Source organism: Kluyvera sichuanensis, from assembly GCF_014218705.1.
GTDB classification, from domain to species: domain Bacteria; phylum Pseudomonadota; class Gammaproteobacteria; order Enterobacterales; family Enterobacteriaceae; genus Kluyvera; species Kluyvera sichuanensis.
In genome coordinates this window covers 43,299-54,810 of the sequence record NZ_JABBJF010000005.1, presented here as the reverse complement: position 1 = coordinate 54,810, position 11,512 = coordinate 43,299, and the positions used below count along the sequence as shown (strand labels likewise).

The window sequence follows — 11,512 nt, the reverse complement described above, 5'->3', positions numbered from 1 at the left end:
TACACTCTGGAGTCGACTCCAGAGTCAAGCAGGAAATTACAGGTAAAGCGCGCGAACGATAAAGAAGTGCCCAGCAAAGTAGCAGGCGGCGTAAATCGCCGTATCCGCGCGAAAACGGCAGCGATATTTACTCACCAACCAGATAATGTTACCCAGCAGCAGTAAACCGGCACCGAAGAAACCGGAGAGCGCGGTGTCCGTTGGACGCATAAACCACAGCTCGCCCGCGACCCAGACCATCATCAGCGTCATGGCGATAAAGGCCAGCACCGGCAGACGCATCTCTTCAAGCCGCGTCCAGATAACCGCCAGCCAGACCACGCCAATCACCAGCAGCACCACCGGTAGCGGCCAGAAGAAGGTGAAGGTCAGCTGTCCGGCAAACCAGATGGTATACAGCAGGTGCGACAGGAAAAATGCGCCGATGGCGTACAGCATGCGCTGACGTGGCAACAGCGTGAGGGCATCGCCGACCAATGAGGCGCACAGGCCCGCCAGTACCAGGTAGCTGATGGCGTTAAACATCGGTGCCTGCCAGGCGAGAAACAGGAGTAAAATTAAGGTGATAGGTTTGAATGCCCAGCGCTGCCAGGCGGGCCCACGGTAGGCGGCATCCACGTAGAGCCAGCCTGAGAAGAATACTGCGATAAACGACCAAAGCATAATAAGTCCCTGTATCTGTTATCTTAATGGGTACTGTACTGCCAGTCTTGAATGTCCAGTGTAGTAGCCGCAGCCGCCAGATGACAATGGCAGACTGCGCCGTTTACTATGATTTGCGTAAATTCTTAAGAGAACCTGAAATGAGCAAGATGCCGCTTTTTTTCATCGTCGTTGTCGCCATTATCATCGTGGCCGCGTCGTTCCGCTTCGTCCAGCAGCGTCGGGAAAAAATGGATAACGATGCCGCCCCGCTGATGCAAAAGCGGGTGGTGGTGACGAACAAGCGCGAAAAAGTGCTGAACGATCGCCGTTCACGTCAGCAGACGGTGGCTCCAGCCGGTAGCGATATGCGCTATGACGTGAGCTTTAAGCCGGAACAGGGCGGCCTGGAAGTGAGTTTTCGCGTCGAGTCCGAGCAGTATCATCAACTGACGGTGGGGGATAAGGGAACGCTGAGCTACAAAGGTTCGCGCTTTGTTGACTTTAAGGCTGAATAGTAAAAATAGGGCCTGGCGGGGAGCCAGGCCGGGAAACTCTTACTTCTTCTTCAGGCTCGCGCCAATTTTCTTCTGCCACACCAGCAGTTCAAACACGCCGAAGAGGAAGATACGCACTTTCTCGCCGCGGCTCATCTGCGGGCCATCTTTCGGCATCGTCGACTGTAGCAGCGCCATCTGCATCCCGTGCATCAGCACCATAAAGATCAGCGCGACGTTAACGAAAATATTCAGCGGGCGGGGGAACGGGTGAATCAGGTTCAGCACCAGAAACGCCCATACGCACAGCATCAGCGCGCGTCCAAGATTAATCAGCATCACTTTCTCCCTGCACTTCACGATGATAGAGACGATAGGCAACCTGACCGGCAATTTTTTCCCGATGCAGATCCCAACTGACCGGCACCGGCGGTAGGCCATTTTCGACTTCGCTTTCGACGTAGATCAGCGCGTTATCGGCTAGCCAACCGTTGGTTTCCAGTAAGTTTAACGTCTCTTCCAGTAATCCTTTACGGAATGGCGGATCGACAAAAATAATATCATGCGGCGTGCCGCTTTGAGCGAGGAATGCGAGGGTGTTCGTATTCACCACTTTGCCCTGCGCGGCGTTCAGCGTGGCGAGGTTCTTTTGCAGCTGTTGTGCCACCGAACGCTCCATCTCCAGCAGTGTGGTGCTGGCGGCATAGCGGGAGAGCGCTTCCAGCCCTAACGCGCCGCTTCCGGCGAAACAGTCCAGGCAGCGGGCATCTACCATTGAGGGTGCCAGCCAGTTAAAGAGGGTCTCACGCACGCGATCGGTGGTGGGTCTGAGGCCTGGGCTATCAGGAACGGGGAGTTTACGGCCGCGCCACTGCCCGCCAATAATGCGGATCTGGCCCATGCCGCCGGAAGTTGGTTTTTTCATTTGCTTGCTCTGGTCGCTCTTTCGGCCTGCTATTCTAGCTTTCTGCCCTGCCGGGTGAAAGCGGTGAAGCCAGGGAAGTTAAGTGATAGACTAACCGACTAATTTCATCATTATTTTAGCCTTCGCGTCGATTATGGCGAAGTGGCGCCATCAAAAACAGCGGGGAGTGTGGTTGCAAATGGCAAAAGAAAAAAAACGTGGCTTTTTTTCCTGGCTGGGCTTTGGGCAGAAAGAACAGGATCAGGTCGTTGAATCAGAAGAAAAAATTGAAGAGCAGCCGGTAGCTGAAACATCGACTGCTGAGCCTGAAACGGTTGCAGAAGAGACGCCGCACGCCGAAGAAGCGCAAGCGCCTGTCGAAGACGTTGCTGAACCACACACCATCGCGGAAAGCGAAGCGTTTGCCGAAGAAGTGGTTGAAGTCACTGAACAGGTTGCTGAACGCGAAATCGCACAGGCCGAAGCGGTTGAAGAAATTCAGCCAGAAGTGGTTGAAGCCGTTGAGCCGGTTGCCGAAGTACAGCCAGAAGTGGTTGAAACCGTTGAGCCAGTAGCCGAAGCACAGCCGGAAGTGGTTGAAACCGTTGAACCGGTTGCCGAAGCACAGCCGGAAGTGGTTGAAACCGTTGAGCCGGTTGCTGAAGTACAGCCAGAAGTGGTTGAAGAGATTGAACCTGAGACCGTCGATGAGTTAACCGACGAAGAACTGGAAGCGCAGGCGCTTGCCGTCGAGTCGGAAAACGAAGCGGTGGAAGAAGAAGCGGCCGTTGAAGCACCGGCGGATGACGCACAGCAGGAGCAGGAAAAACCAACCAAAGAAGGTTTCTTCGCGCGCCTGAAACGCAGCCTGTTAAAAACCAAAGAAAACCTCGGTTCCGGATTTATCAGTCTATTCCGCGGCAAGAAAATCGACGACGATCTGTTTGAAGAGCTGGAAGAGCAGTTGCTGATTGCCGACGTCGGCGTGGAAACCACTCGTAAGATCATCAATAGCCTGACCGAAACCGCCAGCCGTAAACAGCTGCGCGATGCCGAAGCGCTGTACGGTCTGTTAAAAGATGAAATGGGTGAAATTCTCGCAAAAGTAGATGAACCGCTTAATATTGAAGGCAAAACGCCATTTGTTATTTTAATGGTCGGCGTTAACGGTGTGGGTAAGACCACCACCATCGGCAAGCTGGCACGTCAGTTCGAGCAGCAGGGCAAAACGGTGATGCTGGCGGCGGGTGATACCTTCCGTGCGGCGGCGGTTGAGCAACTGCAGGTCTGGGGCCAGCGCAACAATATTCCGGTTATCGCGCAGCACACCGGTGCAGATTCCGCCTCGGTCATTTTCGATGCCATCCAGGCGGCGAAAGCGCGTAACGTTGATGTACTGATTGCTGATACCGCAGGGCGCTTGCAGAATAAATCGCACCTGATGGAAGAGCTGAAGAAAATTGTTCGCGTGATGAAAAAGCTCGACGTCGACGCGCCGCATGAAGTCATGCTGACCATCGACGCCAGCACCGGGCAGAACGCCATCAGCCAGGCCAAACTGTTCCACGAGGCCGTTGGCCTGACCGGCATCACGTTGACTAAACTCGACGGTACCGCCAAGGGCGGGGTGATATTCTCCGTGGCGGATCAGTTCGGCATTCCGATTCGCTATATCGGCGTCGGTGAACGTATTGAGGACTTACGTCCGTTTAAAGCGGGCGATTTTATTGAGGCACTTTTTGCCCGAGAGGATTAATCATGATTCGCTTTGAACACGTCAGCAAAGCCTATCTCGGCGGGAGACAAGCGCTGCAGGGAGTCACATTCCATATGCAGCCAGGCGAGATGGCATTTCTGACCGGTCACTCCGGCGCGGGTAAAAGTACCCTGCTGAAGCTTATCTGTGGGATCGAGCGGCCGAGTGCAGGGAAAATTTATTTCGGCGGGCACGATATCAGCCGCCTGAAGAACCGTGAGGTGCCGTTCTTACGTCGCCAGATCGGCATGATTTTCCAGGATCACCATCTGCTGATGGACAGAACCGTGTTTGATAACGTGGCGATCCCGCTGATCATAGCGGGCGCCAGCGCCGACGATATTCGTCGTCGCGTCTCGGCGGCGTTGGACAAAGTCGGGCTGCTTGATAAAGCGAGAAACTTCCCGATCCAGCTCTCCGGCGGTGAACAGCAGCGCGTAGGCATTGCCCGTGCGGTGGTGAACAAGCCTGCGGTACTGCTGGCGGATGAACCGACGGGTAACCTGGATAACGCGCTGTCGGAAGGCATTTTGCGACTGTTCGAAGAGTTTAACCGCGTTGGGGTAACGGTGCTGATGGCGACGCACGACATTGGGCTTATCTCCAGCCGCTCTTACCGCATGCTGACGCTGAGCGACGGTCACTTGCATGGAGGCCACACCGGTGAATAAGCGCGACGCAATCAACCAAATTCGCCAGTTCGGCGGGCGACTCGACCGCTTGCGTAAATCGGTCTCCTCATCGGGTGACGGCGGGCGCAATACGCCGAAGCGGGGTAAACCGGCGCCGAAACCGAACTCGCGTAAAACCAACGTCTTCAATGAGCAGGTGCGTTATGCCTGGCAGGGCGCGCTGCAGGATCTGAAAAGCAAGCCGCTGGCGACCTTCCTGACGGTGATGGTGATCGCCATCTCCCTGACGCTGCCAAGCGTCTGCTATATGGTCTACAAGAACGTCAACACGGCGGCTTCGCAGTACTACCCCTCTCCGCAGATCACCGTCTATCTGGAGAAAACGCTGGATGACGATGCGGCGGCGAAAGTGGTGGGTCAACTGCAGGCTGAGCAGGGCGTGGACAAGGTGAACTACCTCTCCCGCGACGAAGCGCTGGGTGAATTCCGCAACTGGTCGGGCTTTGGCGGCGCGCTGGATATGCTGGAAGAGAACCCGCTGCCTGCGGTGGCGGTCGTTATCCCGAAAATCGACTTCCAGACCACCGATGCGCTGAACACGCTGCGTGACCGCGTAGCGCAGATTCAGGGCGTTAACGAAGTGCGCATGGATGACAGCTGGTTTGCGCGTCTGGCTTCCATTACCGGGCTGGTGGGCCGCGTGTCGGCGATGATCGGCGTGCTGATGGTGGCGGCGGTGTTCCTCGTCATCGGTAACAGCGTGCGTCTGAGCATCTTTGCGCGCCGTGATACCATCAACGTGCAGAAGCTGATTGGGGCAACCGACGGGTTTATCCTGCGTCCGTTCCTTTACGGTGGTGCGCTGCTGGGCTTCTCCGGCGCGTTCCTGTCGCTGATCCTGTCGGAAATTCTGGTGATGCGACTGTCGTCGGCGGTCACCGAAGTGGCGCGTGTTTTCGGTACCCAGTTTGAGCTGAGCGGCCTGTCATTTGACGAGTGCCTGCTGTTGCTGCTGGTTAGCTCGATGATCGGTTGGGTGGCAGCCTGGCTTGCCACGGTACAACATTTACGCCACTTTACTCCCGATTAAAAAAGTTCTGTTATACTCTTCCCCTGCGACGACTTCCGTCCGCAGGGGATGCGTTTTAAACCCCATCTTTCTGCCCTCGCGGCCTATCGCGTGTCACATTTTGTGCGTAATTTATTCACACTGTTGCATTGAACTTGTGGATAAACTCACTGTCTGATAAAAGAGCGGATGATATTCTCGTTGCTCATAGAGCTTGGCATGTTTGTTGCCTTCGGGGACAAGCCGCCGCCAGTATGAAGTGAATTGAGAGGATTTGAATGACCAAAGAAATGCAAAATTTAGCGTTAGCCCCTGTTGGTAACCTGGAATCTTATATCCGGGCTGCGAACGCATGGCCGATGTTGACGGCTGATGAAGAAAAGGCGCTTGCTGAACGGCTGCATTACCAGGGCGATCTGGAAGCAGCTAAAACGCTGATCCTGTCTCACCTGCGCTTTGTTGTTCATATTGCTCGTAATTACTCGGGCTATGGCCTGCCGCAGGCGGACTTGATTCAGGAAGGCAACATCGGCCTGATGAAAGCTGTACGTCGTTTTAACCCAGAAGTGGGCGTACGCCTGGTCTCCTTTGCGGTGCATTGGATCAAAGCGGAAATTCACGAATACGTACTGCGTAACTGGCGTATCGTTAAAGTCGCGACCACCAAAGCGCAGCGTAAGCTGTTCTTCAACCTGCGTAAAACCAAGCAGCGTCTGGGCTGGTTCAATCAGGATGAAGTAGAAATGGTTGCCCGCGAGCTGGGCGTTTCCAGCAAAGACGTTCGCGAGATGGAATCCCGTATGGCGGCGCAGGACATGGCGTTTGATATGTCCTCAGACGATGAGTCTGAAAGCCACTCGGTTGCTCCGGTGCTCTATCTGCAGGATAAATCGTCCAACTTTGCCGACGGCATCGAAGATGATAACTGGGAAGAGCAGGCAGCGAATAAGCTGACCGACGCAATGCAGGGCCTGGACGAACGTAGCCAGGACATCATTCGCGCCCGCTGGCTGGACGAAGACAACAAGTCTACGCTGCAGGAACTGGCCGACCGTTACGGCGTATCCGCCGAGCGTGTACGTCAGCTTGAAAAGAACGCGATGAAAAAACTGCGTGCGGCTATCGAAGCCTGATAACGTCAGTTAACGCGTGACCCCGATAACCCCTGGATGCCCATCCGGGGGTTTTGTTTTTCTGCTCCCCGTCATCACGCTTTCCTCTGCTTATTTCACGTTTGCCGCTGGCGTTAATGCAGGCGATGGCAAAGACTGAATAGACTTTTCGTCATTTCAACGGCAGGGGGTTTACCGTGAGTAACGAGTCACTGAATCATCGGCGTTTACAGGCCACGCCGCGCGGTGTGGGCGTGATGTGCGGCTTCTACGCGGAGCGCGCTGAGAACGCCACGCTGTGGGATATTGAAGGTAACGAATACATCGACTTTGCTGCGGGCATTGCGGTGCTGAATACCGGACATCGCCATCCTCAGGTGATGGCCGCCGTTGAAAACCAACTGCAGGCTTTTACCCACACCGCCTATCAGATAGTCCCCTATGAAAGCTATGTATCATTAGCAGAACGTATTAATGCCGCCGCGCCTATTGCCGGAAACGCCAAAACGGCGTTTTTCAGCACTGGGGCGGAAGCGGTTGAGAACGCGGTGAAAATTGCCCGCGCCTATACCAAACGTCCGGGACTGATTACCTTCGGCGGTGGCTTCCATGGTCGTACGTTTATGACCATGGCGCTGACCGGCAAAGTCGCACCGTACAAAATCGGCTTCGGCCCGTTCCCTGGTTCGGTGTATCACGGTCTCTATCCAAATGCCGCGCACGGTGTGACCACCGAGATGGCGCTCAAAAGCCTGACTCATATTTTCAAAGCCGATATCGCCCCGGATCAGGTGGCGGCGATTATCATTGAACCAGTGCAGGGCGAAGGTGGCTTTAATGTTGCCCCTGCTGATTTTATGCAGGCGTTGCGCCAGCTTTGCGATACCCACGGTATTTTGCTGATTGCCGACGAAGTGCAGACCGGCTTTGCCCGTACCGGCAAGCTGTTTGCCATGGAGCACTACAGCGTGAAGCCTGACCTTATCACCATGGCAAAAAGCCTGGCGGGCGGTTTTCCGCTCTCTGGCGTCGCGGGGCGTGCCGAGGTGATGGATGCCCCGGCACCCGGCGGCCTTGGTGGCACTTATGCGGGGAACCCGCTGGCGATTGCTGCCGCGCATGCGGTGCTGGATGTCATTGAGGAAGAGGCGCTTTGCACTCGCGCCAACCATCTGGGCCAGCATCTGATTGAAGTACTTAATAAATTACGCGAAAGCTGCCCGGCGATTGCTGACGTGCGCGGCGTGGGGTCGATGGTTGCCGTAGAGTTTGTGAACCCGCAAACCGGAGAGCCGTCGCCGGAATTGACCAAACTGGTGCAGGATCGTGCACTGGCGGAAGGGGTGCTGCTGCTGAGTTGCGGCGTGTACGGTAACGTCATTCGCTTCTTGTACCCGCTCACCATCCCTGAGAAACAGTTCCAGCAGGCGCTGGAGGTGATTCGTCGGGCGATATCTGAATAGAGCGTGCCCTTCCCGGCCAGGCAAAGCGCCGCCGGGGATGTACCCAACACCCAAGCCACTCCGATGAGTGGCTTTTTTTTGTCATTTTTGCGTTACAAATCCGTCAAAATTAACGTTTCAATTCCACAAAAATGGGGTATGTTTTAGCAGAGTATGCTGAAAAAGCACGGTCAGCCTCCCTCAATATTAATATCTTATACTTACCATACAGGTGATATAAGAATAATGTGCTAAATAACAACATCACAACAAATGCAACAACCATAACAATGGGGAACCTCAGGATGAAAATGAAGGGTAAAGCGTTACTGGCAGGATGTATTGCGCTGGCATTCAGCAATATGGCATTAGCAGAAAATATTAAAGTTGCTGTTGTTGGCGCGATGTCCGGCCCGGTTGCGCAGTACGGTGACCAGGAGTTCAGCGGTGCAACTCAGGCAGTTGCCGACATTAACGCCAAGGGCGGTATCAAGGGCAATAAGCTGGAAATCGTAAAATACGATGACGCCTGTGACCCGAAACAAGCGGTTGCGGTAGCGAACAAAGTGGTGAATGACGGGATCAAATACGTTATCGGTCACCTCTGCTCCTCCTCTACACAGCCTGCGTCTGACATCTATGAAGACGAAGGTATTTTGATGATCACCCCAGCGGCGACCGCGCCTGAGCTGACCGCGCGTGGCTATAAACTGATTCTGCGTACCACCGGTCTGGACTCCGATCAGGGCCCAACCGCGGCGAAATATATCCTCGAGAAAGTGAAACCACAGCGCATCGCGGTCGTTCACGATAAGCAGCAGTACGGTGAAGGTCTGGCACGTGCAGTGCAGGACGGTCTGAAGAAAGGCGGCGCGAACGTGGTCTTCTTCGACGGTATCACTGCCGGTGAGAAAGACTTCTCCACCCTGGTGGCGCGTCTGAAGAAAGAGAACATCGACTTTGTTTACTTTGGCGGCTATCACCCGGAAATGGGCCAGATCCTGCGTCAGGCGCGTGCTGCTGGCCTGAAAACCCAGTTCATGGGGCCGGAAGGCGTAGCGAACGTTTCACTGTCTAACATTGCGGGTGATTCTGCGGAAGGTCTGCTGGTGACTAAGCCTAAGAACTACGACCAGGTTCCGGCGAACAAACCTATCGTAGACGCGATCAAAGCGAAGAAAGAAGATCCAAGCGGTGCGTTCGTATGGACCACCTATGCTGCGCTGCAGTCTCTGCAGGCGGGCCTGAACCATTCTGACGACCCGGCTGAGATCGCAAAATACCTGAAAGCCAATACCGTGGATACCGTGATGGGTCCGCTGTCGTGGGATGAGAAAGGTGACCTGAAAGGCTTCGAATTCGGCATCTTTAACTGGCACGCGAACGGTACGGCGACCGACGCGAAGTAATTCGTTCGGCGCTGCCCCGGCGTCGCTACGCTCGGCCGGACTACTATGATGTAGCCCGGCCGAGGCGTTAGCCGACGCCGGGATCGGCATTACCCTCGAACCCAGCCCTCAGCATGCACCGTAAAGCCCATCGCTTTGGCAAATGCGGCCGTTTCCAGGCTCTCTTCCACGCCGGCTTTGCTCAGCGTCCAGCGGCTGACCTGCGGGTTATCGTGCATCACCTCTTCGACCAGATACTGCCCCACGCCGCGACGGCGGGTGACTTCGCGTACGCACAGACTGTTAAGCGTCCCCTGGCTACCGTTGATCGTCACCTTTACCGCTGCCAGCAGGCGTTCGTTAAAACGGGCGGCATACAGGCGGTGGTTCTCATCAAGGTGCTGTTCGTTGGGGGGCTGAGCGGGCCAGATCTTACCGAGGCAGATGCGGTCCTGATCGCTAAAGGTGTCTAAACGAATGATGGTCAGCTTCATGGGCAGTTTGCTCAAATCTCGAAAATGGTGGCCAGTGTACTCAATTTATTCTGCCGGACGCTTTCTCTTTTTTGGCTTGTTCAGTAGGGGATTAATTTTTCGATATCCATGCAGACAGTTTGAAACATCATGGATCGAAAAATAGTCAGAACTTTAACCTGAAAACCAGCGTTTTATTCGGCTTATTGTGTCGTTATTTTATGCTGCCGTTCGGGCTTTTTTTTGTTTATCTATGGTGAAAATCAGAATATTATCTTTTCTTAATAGACTGAAAAATAGAGAATTTAGTCTGTTTTTAGCCAAAAAGCTGCGCTAACTCATTAAAGATAATGGCAAAAGTAGCGTTGTATATTAAAAGTACAGAATGCTTTTTAACCACCACACAACAAAATATATGCACGCCACGACGTGTAAATACGACATCACGAATGGGGATCCCGAAGTATGAAAAGGAATACAAAAACAGTAATCGCAGGGATGATCGCGCTGGCTATGTCTCACGCGGCGATGGCAGACGATATTAAGGTAGCGGTTGTCGGTGCGATGTCCGGCCCGGTTGCCCAGTGGGGCGACATGGAGTTCAACGGCGCGCGCCAGGCCATTAAAGACATCAATGCCAAAGGTGGCATTAAGGGTGACAAGCTGGTCGGCGTTGAATACGACGATGCCTGTGATCCGAAACAAGCGGTGGCGGTCGCGAACAAAATCGTTAATGACGGCATCAAATACGTGATTGGCCACCTCTGCTCTTCCTCCACGCAGCCTGCGTCTGACATTTATGAAGACGAAGGCATTCTGATGATCTCCCCGGGTGCGACTAACCCAGAGCTGACCCAGCGTGGCTACCACTACATCATGCGTACCGCTGGTCTGGACTCCTCTCAGGGCCCAACCGCGGCAAACTACATCCTGAATAAAGTGAAGCCACAGCGCATCGCTATCATTCACGACAAGCAGCAGTACGGTGAAGGTCTGGCGCGTTCCGTTCAGGACGGGCTGAAAGCGGGCAAAGCCAATATCGTCTTCTTCGACGGAATTACTGCCGGTGAAAAAGACTTCTCCGCGCTGATTGCCCGTCTGCAAAAAGAGAACATCGACTTCGTTTACTACGGCGGCTACTACCCGGAAATGGGGCAGATGCTGCGCCAGGCGCGCGCGGTTGGCCTGAAAACGCAGTTTATGGGGCCGGAAGGCGTGGGTAACGCTTCACTGTCGAATATCGCCGGTAAAGCAGCGGAAGGCATGCTGGTTACCATGCCAAAACGCTATGACCAGGATCCGGCAAACGGCGCTATCGTCGATGCCCTGAAAGCGCAGAAGAAAGATCCAACCGGTCCGTACGTGTGGATCACCTACGCTGCTGTGCAGTCTCTGGCAACCGCCATGGAACGTACCGGTAGCGATGACCCTCAGGCGCTGATTAAAGACTTAAAAGCAAACGGTGCGAAAACCGTGATTGGGCCGCTGAGCTGGGATGACAAAGGCGATCTGAAAGGATTTGAATTTGGGGTCTTCCAGTGGCATGCCGACGGCTCATCCACCGTGGCGAAGTAACCTTCATTCCCCCCTGGCGGGC

General features: G+C 54.6%; 12 protein-coding genes. 8 read left to right on the top strand and 4 right to left on the bottom strand.

The genetic code is table 11. The features are described 5' to 3' along the window. Window positions 1-36: 36 nt before the first annotated feature. On the bottom strand, window positions 37-663 hold the full coding sequence (locus tag HII27_RS07785) for a lysoplasmalogenase (RefSeq protein WP_185667368.1): 627 nt from the start codon (window positions 661-663) through the stop codon (window positions 37-39). A 140-nt stretch (window positions 664-803) separates the two neighbouring features. Between HII27_RS07785 and HII27_RS07780 the strand changes: the two genes are divergently transcribed. Continuing rightward, entirely contained in the window at window positions 804-1,160 is a 357-nt protein-coding gene (locus tag HII27_RS07780; protein ID WP_185667367.1) for a DUF2500 domain-containing protein, read from the top strand. A 39-nt stretch (window positions 1,161-1,199) separates the two neighbouring features. Here the strand turns inward: HII27_RS07780 and HII27_RS07775 are convergent, their stop codons facing one another. Together HII27_RS07775 and rsmD are read right to left on the bottom strand one after the other, a co-directional pair. Then, window positions 1,200-1,478 (bottom strand): DUF1145 family protein, encoded by a 279-nt coding sequence (locus HII27_RS07775; RefSeq protein ID WP_185667366.1) that lies wholly within the window; start codon window positions 1,476-1,478, stop codon window positions 1,200-1,202. Next, window positions 1,468-2,064 carry a 16S rRNA (guanine(966)-N(2))-methyltransferase gene (gene rsmD, locus HII27_RS07770; protein ID WP_185667365.1) on the bottom strand — a complete coding sequence of 199 codons (597 nt, stop codon included), beginning with the start codon at window positions 2,062-2,064 and terminating at the stop codon, window positions 1,468-1,470. The genes HII27_RS07775 and rsmD overlap by 11 nt, the downstream gene beginning before the upstream one ends. 178 nt (window positions 2,065-2,242) lie before the next feature. Between rsmD and ftsY the strand changes: the two genes are divergently transcribed. From ftsY to livJ, 6 genes are all read left to right on the top strand, one after another. Beyond that, window positions 2,243-3,799 carry a signal recognition particle-docking protein FtsY gene (ftsY, locus tag HII27_RS07765; RefSeq protein WP_185667364.1) on the top strand — a complete coding sequence of 519 codons (1,557 nt, stop codon included), beginning with the start codon at window positions 2,243-2,245 and terminating at the stop codon, window positions 3,797-3,799. A 2-nt stretch (window positions 3,800-3,801) separates the two neighbouring features. Continuing rightward, a complete protein-coding gene (ftsE, locus tag HII27_RS07760) occupies window positions 3,802-4,470 on the top strand; it encodes a cell division ATP-binding protein FtsE (protein ID WP_185667363.1) in 669 nt (222 codons plus the stop codon). Next, window positions 4,463-5,521, top strand: coding sequence for a permease-like cell division protein FtsX (ftsX, locus tag HII27_RS07755; RefSeq protein WP_185667362.1), 1,059 nt, complete (start codon window positions 4,463-4,465; stop codon window positions 5,519-5,521). Before ftsE ends, ftsX begins: the two co-directional genes overlap by 8 nt. A 257-nt stretch (window positions 5,522-5,778) precedes the next feature. Further along, a complete protein-coding gene (rpoH, locus tag HII27_RS07750) occupies window positions 5,779-6,633 on the top strand; it encodes an RNA polymerase sigma factor RpoH (RefSeq protein ID WP_064541362.1) in 855 nt (284 codons plus the stop codon). A gap of 176 nt (window positions 6,634-6,809) precedes the next feature. Continuing rightward, window positions 6,810-8,075 (top strand): 4-aminobutyrate--2-oxoglutarate transaminase, encoded by a 1,266-nt coding sequence (locus HII27_RS07745; RefSeq protein ID WP_185667361.1) that lies wholly within the window; start codon window positions 6,810-6,812, stop codon window positions 8,073-8,075. Window positions 8,076-8,359: 284 nt separating this feature from the next. Beyond that, on the top strand, window positions 8,360-9,463 hold the full coding sequence (gene livJ, locus HII27_RS07740; RefSeq protein WP_185667360.1) for a branched chain amino acid ABC transporter substrate-binding protein LivJ: 1,104 nt from the start codon (window positions 8,360-8,362) through the stop codon (window positions 9,461-9,463). Between the two features lie 89 nt (window positions 9,464-9,552). On the opposite strand, the gene panM is transcribed toward livJ, so the two are convergent. Next, window positions 9,553-9,936, bottom strand: a complete 384-nt coding sequence (panM, locus tag HII27_RS07735) for an aspartate 1-decarboxylase autocleavage activator PanM (protein WP_185667359.1) — start codon at window positions 9,934-9,936, stop codon at window positions 9,553-9,555. Window positions 9,937-10,380: 444 nt separating this feature from the next. Between panM and livK the strand changes: the two genes are divergently transcribed. After that, on the top strand, window positions 10,381-11,490 hold the full coding sequence (gene livK, locus HII27_RS07730; RefSeq protein ID WP_185667358.1) for a high-affinity branched-chain amino acid ABC transporter substrate-binding protein LivK: 1,110 nt from the start codon (window positions 10,381-10,383) through the stop codon (window positions 11,488-11,490). The last annotated feature ends 22 nt before the right edge of the window (window positions 11,491-11,512 follow it).

Bases quoted from the DNA above. Each gene is read 5' to 3' on its own strand.
- HII27_RS07785 (WP_185667368.1), bottom strand. From the start codon at position 663: ATGCTTTGGTCGTTTATCGCAGTATTCTTCTCAGGCTGGCTCTACGTG.
- HII27_RS07780 (WP_185667367.1), top strand. From the start codon at position 804: ATGAGCAAGATGCCGCTTTTTTTCATCGTCGTTGTCGCCATTATCATC.
- HII27_RS07775 (WP_185667366.1), bottom strand. From the start codon at position 1,478: ATGCTGATTAATCTTGGACGCGCGCTGATGCTGTGCGTATGGGCGTTT.
- rsmD (WP_185667365.1), bottom strand. From the start codon at position 2,064: ATGAAAAAACCAACTTCCGGCGGCATGGGCCAGATCCGCATTATTGGC.
- ftsY (WP_185667364.1), top strand. From the start codon at position 2,243: ATGGCAAAAGAAAAAAAACGTGGCTTTTTTTCCTGGCTGGGCTTTGGG.
- ftsE (WP_185667363.1), top strand. From the start codon at position 3,802: ATGATTCGCTTTGAACACGTCAGCAAAGCCTATCTCGGCGGGAGACAA.
- rpoH (WP_064541362.1), top strand. From the start codon at position 5,779: ATGACCAAAGAAATGCAAAATTTAGCGTTAGCCCCTGTTGGTAACCTG.
- livJ (WP_185667360.1), top strand. From the start codon at position 8,360: ATGAAAATGAAGGGTAAAGCGTTACTGGCAGGATGTATTGCGCTGGCA.
- panM (WP_185667359.1), bottom strand. From the start codon at position 9,936: ATGAAGCTGACCATCATTCGTTTAGACACCTTTAGCGATCAGGACCGC.
- livK (WP_185667358.1), top strand. From the start codon at position 10,381: ATGAAAAGGAATACAAAAACAGTAATCGCAGGGATGATCGCGCTGGCT.